We start from the raw sequence: 16254 nt of genomic DNA, 5'->3' as shown, positions 1-16254 counted from the left end.
CCCGTTTGAGTAAGACAAGCATAGACAACCCACGGAAAGAAGATCGGCGCTGGCGCTACCCGGTATAAATATGTACCGCCCTGTACGGCAAACCTGCTGATTGACTGGTGCTTCATTTACAGCATCAGGTATTGCCACATGAGTGGAATCCCATCGGCCCAGGAAAAGGGCCTTCACAACCATTTCATCAAAAAAAAGCTGCACCATCGGATACGCCACCTGACCCCGGCAAACATCCGGGCCCTGGATCGGGCGAGAACACCAGGAGGCCTGGCCGAAAATGCCATGCCGGACTGGTTTCAGAAGGCCCCCAGCGACCAACGGCAAACTGTACGGGACGACCAGAAGCGCAGTCGAACCTCCAACGAAACCCTGGCCAAAACACTCGCCGGGCTCAAAGGGGTCACCGAATTCGCGCAACCGTTGCTCGAAGCGGCGTTGCAAAAAAAGTTCGGGTTGAAAGTTGATGTTGCGCAGACCTGGCTCTACGAGCCCTTTGCAGGCTCGCTGATCACTCGCCAGACCCTGCTGCAATTGGCACTGCGCAATTTTGAAGAAGACCAGGCGTTTGATGAAGGTGACGTCATTGCTGAACGAGGTATACGGGCTGCCTATCTGGAAACTCAAGGAGGACCTTACGGTTGGGACTATCCGGAAAAGGGCCCTTCAACGCGCTACAGGATCAAGAAGCTACCGATAAAACCCGCCGATTTCGCCTCGCTATGCCGTGAACTGGATATCGGCAAGCAGTATCAGGAACACCTGACGGCGATGTTTGACGCCGCGGACAGGGCGGCCACCGTGCGTACCCAAACGGTCGACGCGTGGAAGGACAGTCTGCGGGTGCATGCCCATATCGCCCGCCTCAAATCGCTGATCACGCCATCGGCCTACAGCACATTGCTGGCCGTGCTCAACGGCGACCAATCGGCAGCACTGGACGGTGAGCGCGTCACTTTCAGTCAGTTACATGTGCTGGGGTCGCCTGTCAGTGAGCTGTTTGTCATTGGCGCAAGCCGGCGCAAAGGTAAAAAGGTCAACTTCAGCTGGACCAATCTCGGTGTAAACCTGTTTGACGTACTGGGTTACCAGGACTCGCGGATCATCGTCTGTATTCCGGGTGATCCGGTGGCGCCGGTCATGGAATATGCCTCGCTCAAGGCCTTTGAAAATGACCTGAGCTACAGGCTGCGCGATGTGAATTACCAGCGCTCTTTCCTCAGGCTCATCCCCCACGGTGATGCGGGCAAGTTCCTCGGCAAGATCAAGACGGCTCTGCAAACGCTCAAATGGAACCCGGATTTCCCTTACCGTAAACAGACCCTCTTGGGGCACATGGACGGAATCTACGAAAATGTTTACCGGGACGAGCCGGCTCTTGATATCAGTGAAGAATTTTTTGACACGCAGCTGTTCGGCGAGCTGTACACGCGGCACCAGACGCGCCTCAAGGAGACTGCCGAGCAACTGGCGGTGCCGACGGCCAAGGTCGATCATGACGCCTGGTATGAACGACTCGCCCGCTATGCCGAGTGGGGACTGAACATACTCAACGTGGCCGCATTTTTTGTGCCCGGCCTGGGCGAGGTAATGATGGCCGTGATGGCTGTGCAACTGACCACAGACATTTATCACGGGGTTGAAGCCTGGAGCATCGGGGACACGGATCAGGCCTGGAGCTATTTGAAGTCAGTGGCCGTGAACATCGCATTCATGGCGGCTGTCGGCGCGGTTGCCAGTAAAGCGCCGAAAGTGCTGTCCACACCCATCGTCGATGGCCTGGTCAAGGTCAAATTGCCGTTTGGCAGCGAACAGTTGTGGCGGCCTGGCTTGACGCCTTACCTGAGCGACAGGGTCTTGCCGGCGGGGCTCAAGCCCGACACGCTTGGGCAGTATGAAGTGGGCGGCAAGACCTATATCAGGCTCGAAGGGAACGTCTACGAAAAAACCTTCGACCCCACGCTGAACAAATGGCGTCTCAAACACCCGACGGCCCCGGACGCTTACTCCCCCGTTCTTGAACACAATGGTGAGGGCGCGTGGCGTCATCGTTTCGAGCGCCCGCTGGAGTGGGATCGTGCCACCTTGTTACGACGTCTTGGGCCGGTCACCGACGGTATTGACGCGGCGACGCTGGAGACAATCGCCGATATCAGCGGCGTTAACGATGGCGTGCTGCGCAAGATCCATACGGATAACCTGCGCTTGCCATCAGCGTTATCCGACACGTTGCGGCAGTTTCAGATCGAACGTCAGCTCAATGACATGATTGAACGGATTCGTCTCGATCAGCCGGTGCCGGACAGCCGCTACAACGCGGTCTTGCCGCAAGTGATCAATATGCCGCGTTGGCCGCAGGGGCGGGTGATCGACGTGTTCGACAATGCAAGCCTGAGCGGTGCTTCGTCCCGCTACGGTGAGGCGTCGACACCCGTGAAACCGAACATCAGGATTTCCCGTGAGGATGTGTCTGCCGGGAAATTGCCCGAACGAGTACTTGCGGCACTGGATGAGGAAGAAATCGTTCGCTTGCTGGGGGGTGAAGGTGCGCGGGTCGAGGCAGAGCGTGAAGCGGTTTTCCGACAACAGCTTGGTGCCCGGCTTTCGGGCAACAAAACCTCATTGTTCGACAAACTCAGCCAGGACTCCAAGGCAACATCGCGTGAAATTCAGGCGCTGCAACGTACTTTCCCCAGTCTATCGACGGACGCGGCGCAAGAAGTCCTGGCCAATGCCACAGCCAAGGAGCGGCTGCACATCAAACAAACCGGCCGACTCCCGAGCAGTCTGTTGCTCAAGGGGCGTGTGCGCGCCCGGGTTACTCGGCTGAACAAGGCCCTGGCCGGATTGCAGCTGGAGAGCATGGCGTCATCCGACAGCCGGCGCCTGGCGCTGCACAGCCTGGAAAAACTCCCCGGCTGGCCGAAAAACCTGCGCCTGGAAGTTCGTCAGGGCGATTGCGGGGGAAAACTGCTCGACAGCATCGGTAGCGAGACGGCCGAGCAAGTCAAATACCTGGTCAAGGACGGCTATCAACCTCATCAAGCCAACCAGTTCCAGGCCTTCGACCAGCAAAAAAACTCGTTGAACAGCGTGCCGAAAGAAGGCGACAACTTTTTCTCTTCGGTCATGCATGCGTTGCCGGACGACGTCCGCACTCAGTTGGGCATGCCCAATGTGGCGCAGGATACCAAGTTACAAAAGACATTGACCACTTATGCCATGGGCCACCGTGACCAGATGATGGAAACCCTCGTGCCCAACGCCGCCACGCCACGATTCCGTCCGCCGGTGCGACTGGCCGACGGCAGGGTCGGCTACCCATTGAGCGGGCGAGGTGCCGGAGCAATGGTGAATCCCTCGTTGGTCTCCAGGTTGCGGGATGTCTATCCGAACTTCTCCGATAAGTTGGCGGAATCAATGGTCATCCAGCTTGCGCTGGATGGCATGACCGAAACGCAGATCGTCAATCTCCTGAACATGCGGGCCCGGGAATACGAGGCACTGACGGCGCAGCTCGAACAATGGGTACGCAGCGGCGGCGCGAATACGGTCCGCCATCAAGTCGCACAAAACATTAAAGACGTCTGGCAGCAGAGGGGTATTTACGATGGCAATGCCAGTGTTTATCTGGATGTGGGCGCTGCAGACAGCTTGCCGGAACTGGCCGGCAACTTTCCTCATGTAAGTCGTCTGAATATGAGCGTTGGTGGAGTATTGAGTCAGACACCGCAAGCCTTTGTGCGCCAGTTCCCCAACGCCCGGTCGCTAACGTTGGGGATCCCGGATGGCGTCGATAGGTTTCAACTGACCGAGAGGCTAAAGGCACTGCCGAGTATTCGTGAACTGCGGATGACAGGGCCGCTTGGTCCGCAATTCACCGAAACTGCCCAATCGTTGATAGACGCCATGCCACAACTGCAACGACTGGATGTGATCGGCATGGCGGACGAGCTGGATGTCAGTCGCCTGACTCAACTGCATTCGTTGAGTGTGTACGGGACGACAGAGGTCTGGCCGAAGGGCGCTCTGCAATTGCCGCAGCTCCGGTCGCTGGATCTCACCCACTCAAACGTCAAGACACTTCCCCCTGAATGGCTATCCGGTCATGAATCACTGTGGCCTGGCATGAAACTCAACTGGGCCAGGCTGAGCACTGAGGACTTCGTGAAGGCATACGAGTATGTGCACGACAATCCTGCGCATTTGCAGGATGCCGGGCAAATGCTGGATCGTTATTGCCAAGGCACGCTACACAGCGCCCTGGAGACAAGCGACGAGCTTTCGAAGATTGCCCTTGGGCGAATGAAGGCTGAGGGGTTTGCAGGGCGGGCGTTGCTGGCACGGATCAATGCACTGCGCCAGGATGGACAGGCATTGCGACAGCAACTGGAGGCGTGGCAACAGCGAACACCAAGAGCCAATGGCCGGCAAGTCAACATTCGGGAACGAGAATTCATTGCCCGGCGAATCCGTGAGTGTTGGCGTGATGGTCTGCGTAAACGCTATGGCGGTACGGAGGAGGCACAATCTTCGCAACCTCAGGCCGGACCTTCAACGGTGCGGCCATGGCCTGTCATGCCGCGACAAATCATTTCATCGAATCTTGATTTGTCCGGCTGGGCGCTGGGCGATCTGCCTGAACTGCCAGCGCTGTCAGCAACGAATTTTGCCCATGTGCAAACCCTGCAAATGTCGGGTGTGGTGGCCTCATCCGAGGATTTCAGTCGTTTTTTGAGTGGCTTCACCGACATTCGCGGGTTGGATCTGAGTGGCAATCAACTGCAGGATCTTCCGTCGGCATTGGGCAACCTCGGAAAACTCAGTGATCTGCAGCTGAGCCGAAATCACCTGACAATTACCCCGAGTATGCAGCAACGCTTGAACCGGTTGTCTGCCCTTGAAAGCCTGGACTTGCGCTATAACCGGCTCGATTCGCTGGATGTCAGCGCCATGACCCGCTTGAAGACCCTGCGTGTGGGGCATACCGCCATTAAAGACTGGCCAAAAGGTGCGTTGGACTTGTCCGGCCTCGGCAGGCTCGAGTTGAACAACAGCGCGATCACGACGATTCCTGAGGCTGCCCTGACCGGCCATGACGCTCTAAGGATCGATATGATTGGCTGTCGGTTGACGGCCAAGGCCCGCACCGATTTGCTGGCGAGTACTTCTTCCGAAAATCCCATGGGTATCTCCAGAGCCAGCTTGCAGGCGGGCATTACCATGGGTGAACCAGAGTATTTTCCGGTTCTGGTCGCGCAAAATCCGGACTTGTTACTGCCGCTGCCCGTTGTACCTGGCAATGACCTGACACGCTTGACCCCGCAAGCCCGCTTGCAAAGGCTTGACCCGGATCTGCCAGGCGCCGAGGCGATACAGATGATTGATGAACTGACGTTACGCCATGGCGGCGCTGGCCCCTGTATGAGCAATTGGCCAAATGGGACAGACAACATCAGGCATTGACGAAGACCTTGAACACATGGATCGAAACCCAACCACAACAGATGGGTGAATCCTCTCCTCCTGTGTGGATTGCAGCCACCGGGCGTCGTCAGGCGGCTGACCGGATAATGGCGTGCTGGAGGCAGAACCTCCGCGGGGCGCAGGCCGTGGAGAGCGCATCGGGAGGTTATATCCTTGATCTGTCCGATAACCCCTTGGGCAATCTCCCGGCTCTACCCGCCGACTTCGCTCATGTCGGTGCGTTGAACCTGAACGACGTGTATCTGAGAGAAGAGGGACTAAGCGATTTCCTCGGCGCGTTTACTCATGTTCATACCCTGGCGCTGAATGCCAACGCAATGTATGCCTTGCCAGAGTCAGTGACCTCATTGAACAGCCTCAAGCGACTTTCGGCAGTCAATAACCGTTTGTCCAATGCGCCTCAGCTCCAGCGTCAGCTTGCAGGATTGAGCAACCTGGAGTCATTGAACCTGGCGGAAAACTGGCTTGAGTCGCTGGATGTCAGCCCTCTTACCCGTTTGCAGGCCCTCGATCTGAGTGGCAATCGCCTGGTCATGTGGCCGCAGGGAGCGCTTCAGCTCCCCTCGCTCAGCGCACTGGATTTGCGCGACAACATGATCGAGTCCATTCCGCCGCTCCTGATGGCCGACGAGCGCAGGGTATTGCGTGCGGGCACGAATCTGGCGAGCAACGAAACTCTGGATGCCGCGAGCCTGCTAATGCTGCGTAATCAGGTGCAGGCGGGCGAGCAGATAGTGGGATGGACGCCTGAAGAGATTGACGAGGCGTTGGAGCCGTTTAACCGCAGTAGCGACAGCGGCGGCTTTACCGACAGCGATAGTGATGACTCGATCGCAAGTGACGTAGAGGTGGATATGGATGAGGTGACAGGTACAGGCGCCCGTGAGCGATGGATCGCTCCATCAGCAGCCGACTCAGAGGAATTGGTACGGATATGGAATGACTTCGAGCAAGCGCAAAACAATCGGTTCTTCTTCAATCTGCTGACCAAAATGGAAGGTACGACAGACTTCCTGACGGGACGTTCAGATCTTGTGCGGCGGGTCCATACCGTACTGAGGGTGGCCGATAGCGACGCAGGTCTGAGGGATACGATATTCGAAATGGCAAGGTCTGGCGCAACTTGCGTTGATGGTCAAATCCTGTTGTTCAGCGATATAGAAGTTAAGGCTTTCGAATTTGAGACGTCTAAGTCAATTTCCCCGGGCCAACAAGGCAACGTCTTGTTCAGACTTGGCAGGAACCTGTTTCGCCTGGGGAAAGTCGAGGAAATCGCTAACCGTGACATTGTCCAGCGACAGGCACAGCGCCGTTCAACTGATCCGGCGGAAGTGCGGTTAGCCTATCGTATCGGCCTTGCCGAGCGACTTGAGTTGCCGGGGCAACCAAGAGGCATGCGCTACAGCGGCAACGTTACGCCTGCCATGCTCGATGCGGCCCATGCTGAAGTGATCGCGGCAGAACAATCATCGGCATTTCTTGATGATTTGGTCGGCCGCAAGTACTGGAGCGACTATTTGAAGGACAAATACCCTGAACGGTTCGCCCAGGTGCGAGAGGGTTTCGCAGGCAGAGAGCATGATGTAGACGAGGCGTATCCAAATTACGGCGAAGGCGCGCAGGAGCAGTACAAAACCGCCATGCAGGCGATAGAGGCAGACCTTCTCTTCGAGCAAGGGAAGTTGGTGCGCGAATTGTCTGAAAAAGAACGGACGCTGGTGGGGTTGTAGCGTTTACCTGCAGCTTTCATAAGAACCCCGGGAGTCGCACCAGTCGACTCCCGGGACCACGATCAGTTGTCGTAACCCAGGTTCGGCGCCAACCACCGCTCGGTCACACTCAACTCCTGACCCTTGCGCGAGGTGTAGCTCTGCACCTGATCCTTGTCGATCTTGCCCACGGCAAAATACTGCGCCTGCGGGTGAGCAAAGTACCAACCGCTGACCGCTGCTGCCGGGAACATGGCGTAGTGCTCGGTGAGGAACACGCCGCTGCGGCCGGCTTTCATTTCCGAGGCCTCAGGGTCCAGCAACTTGAACAGCGTGGATTTCTCGGTGTGATCCGGGCAGGCCGGGTAGCCCGGGGCAGGGCGGATACCGGTGTATAGCTCTTTGATCAGCGCCTCGTTGTCGAGCGTCTCGTCCTTGGCGTAACCCCAGTAGTCTTTACGGACCTGTTGGTGCAGCCACTCGGCGCACGCCTCGGCCAAACGGTCGGCCAGTGCCTTGACCATGATCGAGTTGTAATCGTCGCCGGCGTCCTGATAGGCCTTGGCCACTTCTTCGGCACCGATCCCGGCGGTGGTGATGAAACCACCCACGTAGTCGGTCACTTCGCTGTCCTTCGGTGCAACGAAGTCAGCCAGGGAGAAGTTCGGTTTGCCGTCGGTCTTGATGATCTGCTGACGCAGGTGATGCAGCTTGGCAATCGGCTTGCCGTCATCGCCGTAGACTTCAATGTCATCCTCACGCACCTGATTGGCCGGCCAGAAGCCGAACACCGCACGGGCGCTGATGAGTTTCTCGTCGATCAGCTTGGCGAGCATTTCCCGGGCATCGGCGTACAGCGAGGTGGCGGCTTCACCGACCACTTCATCCGTGAGGATGCGCGGGAATTTGCCGGCCAGGTCCCAGGAGATGAAGAACGGCGTCCAGTCGATGTATTCGGCCAGGACTTTCAGGTCGATGTTGTCCAGCACCTTGGCACCGGTGAACGTCGGTTTGACCGGCTCGTAAGTGCTCCAGTCGAACTGTGGCTTCTTGGCAATGGCCGCCGGATAGCTCAGGCGTTCGGTACGGGCGCTGCGGTTGGCGGTGCGCTCGCGGACTTCGATGTATTCCAGGCGAGTCTTCTCGATGAACGCGGGCTTCAATTCCTTGGACAACAACTGCGTCGCCACGCCCACGGCGCGGGAAGCGTCGGTGACGTAGATCACTGCGTCGTTGCTGTATTTCGGCTCGATCTTCACCGCCGTGTGGGCCTTGGAGGTGGTCGCGCCACCGATCATCAGCGGCAGATGGAAGTCCTGACGCTGCATCTCGCGGGCGACGTGGACCATTTCATCCAGCGAAGGTGTGATCAGGCCGGACAGGCCGATGATGTCGCACTTCTGCTCCTTGGCCACCTGCAGGATTTTCTCCGCCGGCACCATCACGCCGAGGTCGACGATGTCGTAGCCGTTACAGCCCAGCACCACGCCAACGATGTTCTTGCCGATGTCGTGCACGTCGCCTTTTACCGTGGCCATGAGGATCTTGCCCTTGGCTTCCGGCTTGTCGCCTTTTTCCAGTTCGATGAACGGGATCAAGTGGGCCACGGCCTGCTTCATCACGCGGGCGGATTTCACCACCTGCGGCAGGAACATTTTGCCGGCGCCGAACAGGTCGCCAACGATGTTCATGCCGGACATCAGCGGGCCTTCGATCACTTCAATCGGGCGGGCGAACGACTGACGGGATTCTTCGGTGTCTTCAACGATATGCGTGGTTATGCCTTTGACCAGCGCATGCTCCAGACGCTTGTTGACGTCCCAGCCGCGCCATTCTTCGGTCTCGGCTTCCTTGACGCTGCCGTCACCCTTGTACTTGTCGGCAATGGCGAGGAGGGCGTCAGTGCCTTCCGGGGTGCGGTTGAGCACTACGTCTTCAACGGCGTCACGCAGTTCGGTCGGGATCTGGTCGTAGATCTCCAGCTGGCCGGCGTTGACGATACCCATGGTCAGGCCGTTGCGGATCGCATACAGCAGGAACACCGAGTGGATCGCCTCGCGCACCGGGTTGTTGCCGCGGAACGAGAACGACACGTTGGACACGCCACCGGAGGTCAGCGCATACGGCAGTTCGTCACGGATGTAGGCACAGGCGTTGATGAAGTCCACAGCGTAGTTGTTGTGTTCTTCGATGCCGGTGGCGATGGCGAAGATGTTCGGGTCGAAGATGATGTCTTCCGGCGGGAAGCCGACTTCGTTGACCAGAATGTCGTAGGAGCGTTTGCAGATTTCTTTCTTGCGCGCTTCGGTGTCGGCCTGGCCGGCTTCGTCGAAGGCCATCACGACGACTGCGGCGCCGTAGCGTTTGCACAGTTTGGCGTGATGAATGAACTGCTCGACGCCTTCTTTCATGCTGATCGAGTTGACGATGCCCTTGCCCTGGATGCACTTGAGGCCGGCTTCGATCACTTCCCATTTTGAAGAGTCGATCATGATCGGTACGCGGGAGATGTCCGGCTCACCGGCAATCAGGTTGAGGAAGGTCACCATGGCCTTCTTCGAATCGAGCATCCCTTCGTCCATGTTGATGTCGATCACCTGGGCGCCGGCTTCGACCTGTTGCAGGGCGACTTCCAGGGCTTCGGTGTAGTTGTCTTCACGGATCAGGCGGGCGAACTTGGCTGAACCGGTGATGTTGGTCCGTTCGCCGACGTTGATGAACAACGAGTTGCGATCGATGGTGAACGGTTCCAGGCCCGACAGGCGGCAGGCCTTTGGAATGTCCGGGATTTCACGCGGCGCATAACCTGCCACCGCTTTGGCGATGGCTTCGATGTGGCCCGGTGTGGTGCCGCAGCAACCGCCGACGATGTTCAGGAAGCCGCTTTGGGCGAATTCTTCGATGACTTTTGCGGTTTCCGACGGCAGTTCGTCGTACTCGCCGAATTCGTTCGGCAGGCCGGCGTTCGGGTGCGCGGAAACGTGGGTGCTGGCCTTGTTCGACAACTCTTCCAGGTACGGGCGCAATTCGCTGGCGCCGAGGGCGCAGTTCAGACCGACCGAAATCGGCTTGGCGTGGGCCACGGAGTTCCAGAAGGCTTCGGTGGTCTGGCCGGAGAGGGTACGGCCGGAGGCATCGGTGATGGTGCCGGAGATCATGATCGGCAACTCGACGCCGAGTTCTTCGTAAACCCCTTGCACCGCGAAGATCGCCGCTTTGGCGTTCAGGGTGTCGAAAATGGTTTCGATCAGGATCAGGTCGGCGCCGCCTTCGATCAGGCCTTTGGTGGCCTCGGTGTAGTTTTCCACCAGTTCATCGAAGGTCACGTTGCGGTAGCCGGGGTTGTTCACGTCAGGCGACAGCGAGCAGGTGCGACTTGTAGGACCGAGCACGCCAGCGACGAAGCGCGGCTTGTCCGGGGTTTCCAGGGTCTTGGCGTCTGCAACCTTGCGCGCCAGACGTGCGCCTTCTACGTTTAGCTCGTACGCCAGGCCCTGCATGCCGTAGTCGGCCTGGGATACCTGAGTGGCATTGAAGGTGTTGGTTTCCAGAATGTCGGCGCCGGCATCCAGGTAGGCTTTCTCGATGGCGCCAATCACGTCCGGGCGCGTCAGGATCAACAGGTCGTTGTTACCCTTGACGTCACTTGGCCAGTCGGCGAAGCGTTTGCCGCGGTAATCCTGCTCTTCGAGCTTGTAGCTCTGGATCATCGTGCCCATGCCGCCATCGAGAATCAGGATGCGCTCTTTGAGGGCGTGCTTGAGAGCTTGAAGGCGAACACTGCGATCGGACATTTGGACTACTCGGAAAGACCATGACGAAGGGGCGGGATAATAGCAAACCTGTGCGGTTTTAGAGCATGTCCCGGTTTTGCATGAATATCGCTCATGTTGGAGTGGGGTGCAGACCGGTAGAATCGCGGCGTTTTTTCAAGATCGGGACCAGGGATATGTCTTATCGCGTCATCAGCATGGTTTTGCTGTTTTTAAGCTGGGGCGCCGCCGCGCAGGATCCGGCCATTTCCTCTGCCATTTCCTACAGCCGCGACATACAACCGATCTTCACCGAAAAGTGTGTGGCCTGCCATGCTTGCTACGACGCCGCCTGTCAGCTCAACCTGGGCAGTGGCGAAGGGGCTGCCCGTGGCGCAACCAAGATCCCGGTCTACGACGGCGAACGCCGCCAGGCTGCCGCGCCGACCCGGCTGTTTTATGACGCCTTCGGCAAACGCGCCTGGCAGCAAAAGGACTTCTATTCGGTACTCGACGCTCAGGGCAGTCAGGCCGCGTTGATGGCGCGAATGCTTGAGCAGGGCCACAAAACCCCCTTGCAACCCAACGCCAAATTGCCGGAGGACATCGTCCTTGGTCTGAACCGGGAAAACATGTGCGCCATGCCGGCCGAGTTCGACGGCTACGCCCGTTCACATCCCAAAGAAGGCATGCCGCTGGCGGTCACCGGCTTGACCGACCAGCAATACCAGACGCTGCAACGCTGGCTGGCGTCCGGCGCGCCGATTGACGAGCAAGGTCTTGTGCCGAGCGCCAAAGAAGCGTTGCAGGTGGTGCAGTGGGAAAACCTGCTCAACGCACCGGGCGCACGGCAAAGCCTGGTGGGGCGCTGGTTGTTCGAGCATTGGTTTCTCGCTCATCTCTATTTCAAGGACGGCGAGCCGGGGCATTTCTTTCAGTGGGTGCGTTCGCGCACGCCGACCGGCCAGCCGATCGATCTGATCAACACACGTCGACCGAATGACGATCCGGGCACTCAGGTGTATTACCGCTTGTGGCCGGTGCAAGGCGTGATTGTGCAGAAGACCCACATCACCTACCCGTTGAGCGCGGCGAAGATGGCTCGGATCAAAAGCCTCTTCTATAACGGCAACTGGCAGGTCGACGCCTTGCCGGGCTACGGGCCGGAGCGTCGGGCCAATCCGTTCACCACGTTTGAGGCGATCCCGGCCCAGGCGCGTTATCAATTCATGCTCGATAACGCCGAATACTTCGTCTGTACGTTTATTCGCGGCCCGGTGTGCCGCGGCCAGATCGCCACCGACGTGATCCGCGATAACTTCTGGGCAATGTTCCAGGCGCCTGAGCACGACCTCTACATCATCGATCCGAAGTATCGCGGCCAGGCCACGCCATTGCTGGCGATGCCGGGGCAGAACGACGATGTCGGCAGTGTCCTGAGCCTGTGGCATGACTACCGCAACAAGCGTAACCAGTACGAAGCGCTGCGCCGTGACAGTTACGCCGATGCGCCAGCCCCGAGCTGGTCGACCTTATGGGCCGGCAACGATAACGCTTTGCTGACCATTTTCCGGCATTTTGACAGTGCCTCGGTGAACAAGGGCCTGATCGGTGACGTGCCGCAAACGATGTGGCTGTTCGACTTCCCGCTGCTGGAACGCACGTATTACCAGTTGGCGGTCAACTTCGACGTGTTCGGCAATGTCTCCCATCAGGCGCAAACCCGGTTGTACTTCGACCTGATCCGCAACGGTGCCGAGCAGAACTTCCTGCGCCTGATGCCGGCCGATTCGCGGGACGATTACCTCGACGATTGGTACCAGAGCAGCGGCAAATTCAAGATGTGGCTGGACTACGAGTCCATCGATAACGACAAAGAGACGGCGCTGGTACTGGACGAAAAGGACCCGAAACGCGATTTCGCCATGCAGTTGCTCACCCGTTACGGCGACCTCAACGCCAAGCCTGATCCGATCAACCGTTGTGACGGCGCTTATTGCTCGCGGCCGAACATCGACCCGGCCTTGCAGAGCGCCGAGCAGGCGTTGAGTCGCCTGACTTCGCGTCCGGCAGCCGGGCTGAAGGTTATCGATCAGTTGCCGGAAGCGACCCTGCTGCGCATCGAAACCGCGAGCGGCAAGCGCGAGGTTTACAGCCTGCTGCGCAACCGCGCGCACAGTAACGTCGCGTTCCTGCTCGGCGAATCCCTGCGGTATCAGCCTGGGCTCGACACCGTGACTATTTATCCGGGCGTGCTCAGCAGCTATCCGAACTTCATGTTCAACATCCCGGCCGAGCAAGTGCCTGAGTTCGTGGACGAGATGGAATACGCCAAGGACGCCAATCGCTTCGAAAAAATCGTCGAGCGCTGGGGGATTCGTCGCAGCCATCCGCAGTTCTGGTTCTACTTCCATGACCTGAGTCGGTACGTCCATGAGACCGAACCGGTGGAAGAGGGCGTGCTGGACATGAACCGGTACGAGAATCTTTGATCGACCTTTGACTGTTGGCCGGTGTCGGATCTTTAGGGCACCGCCAATCCAATGTGGGAGCGGGCTTGCTCGCGAAGGCGGTATATCAGTCAATATTGATGTCGACTGACACACCGCCTTCGCGAGCAAGCCCGCTCCCACAGGGGATCTGTGGTGATTTGGGGGAATGCGATCGGGAGGGCCGTCGATGTTGATTTCAATACAGGCACTGCGCGCGCTCGCGGCCTGGACGGTGGTCTGCCACCATTTCATGCAGATATTCTTCGACTTCCAGGCCCGTGGGCCGGTGGGGCAGATGTTCATCGACAAGGGCGCGGTGGGTGTCGACATCTTCTTCGTCATCAGTGGGCTGGTGATTTTCCTGTCCACCGAGGGCAAATCACTGCCGCCGGGGCGCTTTCTGCTGTATCGGCTGTTCCGCATCGTTCCGGCGTACTGGCTGTATACGGTGCTGATGGCGCTGCTGGTGGTGTTCGCTCAGCCGGTTCTGCCGGATCAGACAGTCGACTGGTCGCATTTCCTGTTGTCGCTGTTGTTCATTCCTACTGAAAACCCCGGCGGCTACGGGATTTATCCGACGCTCAACGTCGGCTGGACCCTAAACTACGAAATGCTCTTCTACGTGCTGTTTGCCTGGGCGCTGCTGTTCCGCTTGCAGGTTCGGCTGCTGATCGTCGCGGCGCTGCTGTTTGCGGTGTGTCAGGCCTGGACCGGCTACGGCTGGATCAGCGAGTTCTACCGCTCGGACATTGTTTATGAATTCTTGCTGGGGATCGCCATTGGCATGATCTACCGTCGCGGCTGGATCAGGCCCGGGTTCTGGCTACCGTTGTTGGGCATTGGCGGCGCGTTGCTGGCGATTTATCACCTGGCGCCGCAGCCACGGTTGCTGGCCTGGGGGCTGCCGAGCGCGGTGCTGGTGATGGCGTGCATGGCGTTGGAGCGCTTTGTCGAGAACAGCCGGGTGCTCAAACTGCTGGGCGATTGCTCCTACTCGGTGTACCTGATGCATGTGTTGGTACTGTCTGCGGGTGGTTTTGTCGCACAGCGTTATGGCATCAATCCCTACGTGATGTTCGCCGTTTGCGCCGCGACAATCGGTCTGGGCTCGTGGGCAAGTTACGAATGGGTGGAAAAATGCAGCTATCGGTGGCTTAAAGGCCGAATTGACGGCGAATTGGCTATCGAGGCAGTCCCAGCTCTTTCCCGACAAAAATACTAGGACTTTGTACGGCGCGATGATTGGCGTAAACTGCGCCCAAGCCTGCGAGGAGTTTCCATGACCGCTATTACCATTACCGACGCCGCCCACGATTATCTGGCTGATCTGCTCTCCAAGCAGAACACCCCAGGCATCGGCATCCGCGTCTTTATCACCCAGCCTGGCACCCAGTACGCCGAAACCTGCATTGCCTACTGCAAGCCGGGCGAAGAAAAACCTGAAGACACGGCGCTGGGGCTCAAAAGCTTCACCGCTTACATCGACTCGTTCAGCGAAGCTTTCCTGGACGATGCGGTAGTCGACTACGCCACCGACCGTATGGGCGGCCAGCTCACCATCAAGGCGCCAAACGCCAAAGTACCGATGGTCAGCGCCGACAGTCCGGTCAATGAGCGTATCAACTATTACCTGCAAACCGAGATCAACCCGGGGCTGGCCAGCCACGGCGGTCAGGTCAGCCTGATCGATGTGGTCGAAGATGGCATCGCCGTGCTGAAGTTCGGCGGCGGTTGCCAGGGCTGCGGCCAGGCAGACGTCACCTTGCGCGAAGGCATCGAGCGCACCTTGCTCGAGCGCATTCCCGAGCTCAAGGGTGTTCGTGACGTCACCGACCACACGCAGAAAGAAAACGCCTACTACTAAGTAAGGTGTTCGCTGCAGACATAAAAAAACGGCACCCGTGAGTGCCGTTTTTTTATGGGTGAAGTCTTTAAAGATCGCAGCCTTCGGCAGCTCCTACAGGTGTACGCATCCCATGTAGGAGCTGCCGAAGGCTGCGATCTTTTGATCTTATGGGCGATACAGATGTGCATGTCCGGCACGATACAGCGATGACTCACTGAAGTGATCACTGCCCAAAACCCGGCCCACCAAAATCAACGCCGTGCGCCGAAATCCCTTGGCCTCAACCTTCTCGGCAATATCCGCCAACGTCCCCACCACCCAATCCTGATCCGGCCAGGTCGCCCGGTGAATCACCGCGATCGGGCAGTCCGCGCCGTAATGCGGCAGCAACTCGTCCAGGATCTTCTTCAGATGATTGACCCCCAGATGGATCGCCATAGTCGCCCCGTGCTGCGCCAGGCTGCCGAGCCCTTCGCCGGCGGGCATCGCGGTCTTGTCTGCGTAGCGGGTCAGGATCACGCTTTGCGACACGTCCGGTAACGTCAGTTCCGCGCCCAACAGTGCCGCGCAGGCCGCCGTGGCCGTGACGCCGGGAATGATTTCAAACGGGATGTCGAGTTCGCGCAGGTAGCGGATCTGCTCGCCAATAGCACCGTAAAGACTCGGGTCGCCGGAGTGCACCCGGGCCACGTCCTGGCCCTTGGCGTGGGCAGATTTGATCAGTTCGATGATCTGTTCCAGGTGCAGTTCGGCGCTGTTGACCACCTGTTCGGCGCGATGGCCTTCCAGCACGGCGGCGGGCACCAGGGAGCCGGCATAGATGATCACCGGGCAGCTGCGAATCAGCCGTTGGCCTTTGACTGTGATCAGTTCCGGGTCGCCGGGACCTGCGCCAATGAAGTAGACGGTCATCGTCGGTTCCTGTGAGAAAAAGGGGCTGGGCAAGGCTTCAGATGAAGATTGCTCAT

The 16254-nt window shown here is 58.5% G+C and carries 7 protein-coding genes; 5 read left to right on the top strand and 2 right to left on the bottom strand.

Features of this window, described 5'->3' with window-relative positions:
* Window positions 1-138: 138 nt before the first annotated feature.
* Both ACMXYH_RS18355 and ACMXYH_RS18350 read left to right on the top strand, forming a co-directional pair.
* Window positions 139-5466, top strand: coding sequence for a dermonecrotic toxin domain-containing protein (locus ACMXYH_RS18355; RefSeq protein ID WP_415764402.1), 5328 nt, complete (start codon window positions 139-141; stop codon window positions 5464-5466).
* An 8-nt stretch (window positions 5467-5474) separates the two neighbouring features.
* Window positions 5475-7217, top strand: coding sequence for an NEL-type E3 ubiquitin ligase domain-containing protein (locus ACMXYH_RS18350; protein ID WP_415764401.1), 1743 nt, complete (start codon window positions 5475-5477; stop codon window positions 7215-7217).
* Window positions 7218-7279: 62 nt separating this feature from the next.
* Here ACMXYH_RS18350 and metH read toward each other — a convergent pair whose 3' ends face one another.
* Window positions 7280-10990, bottom strand: a complete 3711-nt coding sequence (gene metH / locus ACMXYH_RS18345) for a methionine synthase (RefSeq protein WP_415764400.1) — start codon at window positions 10988-10990, stop codon at window positions 7280-7282.
* A gap of 155 nt (window positions 10991-11145) precedes the next feature.
* On the opposite strand from metH, the gene ACMXYH_RS18340 reads away from it, so the two are divergent.
* The 3 genes from ACMXYH_RS18340 (at window position 11146) to nfuA (ending at window position 15304) form a co-directional block, all read left to right on the top strand.
* Window positions 11146-13440: a fatty acid cis/trans isomerase gene (locus ACMXYH_RS18340; RefSeq protein WP_415764399.1), complete on the top strand. Its 2295-nt coding sequence runs from the start codon at window positions 11146-11148 to the stop codon at window positions 13438-13440.
* A gap of 187 nt (window positions 13441-13627) precedes the next feature.
* Window positions 13628-14662 carry an acyltransferase family protein gene (locus ACMXYH_RS18335; RefSeq protein WP_415764398.1) on the top strand — a complete coding sequence of 345 codons (1035 nt, stop codon included), beginning with the start codon at window positions 13628-13630 and terminating at the stop codon, window positions 14660-14662.
* Between the two features lie 57 nt (window positions 14663-14719).
* Window positions 14720-15304, top strand: a complete 585-nt coding sequence (nfuA, locus tag ACMXYH_RS18330) for a Fe-S biogenesis protein NfuA (protein ID WP_008150988.1) — start codon at window positions 14720-14722, stop codon at window positions 15302-15304.
* Window positions 15305-15451: 147 nt separating this feature from the next.
* On the opposite strand, the gene cobM is transcribed toward nfuA, so the two are convergent.
* Entirely contained in the window at window positions 15452-16198 is a 747-nt protein-coding gene (gene cobM, locus ACMXYH_RS18325) for a precorrin-4 C(11)-methyltransferase (RefSeq protein WP_415764397.1), read from the bottom strand.
* Window positions 16199-16254 lie beyond the last annotated feature (56 nt).

Source organism: Pseudomonas frigoris (assembly GCF_047758635.1).
Classification (GTDB): Bacteria; Pseudomonadota; Gammaproteobacteria; order Pseudomonadales; family Pseudomonadaceae; genus Aquipseudomonas; species Aquipseudomonas frigoris.
Note: the sequence above shows the minus strand (reverse complement) of the source record. Positions and strands in the feature narration are given on the sequence as shown.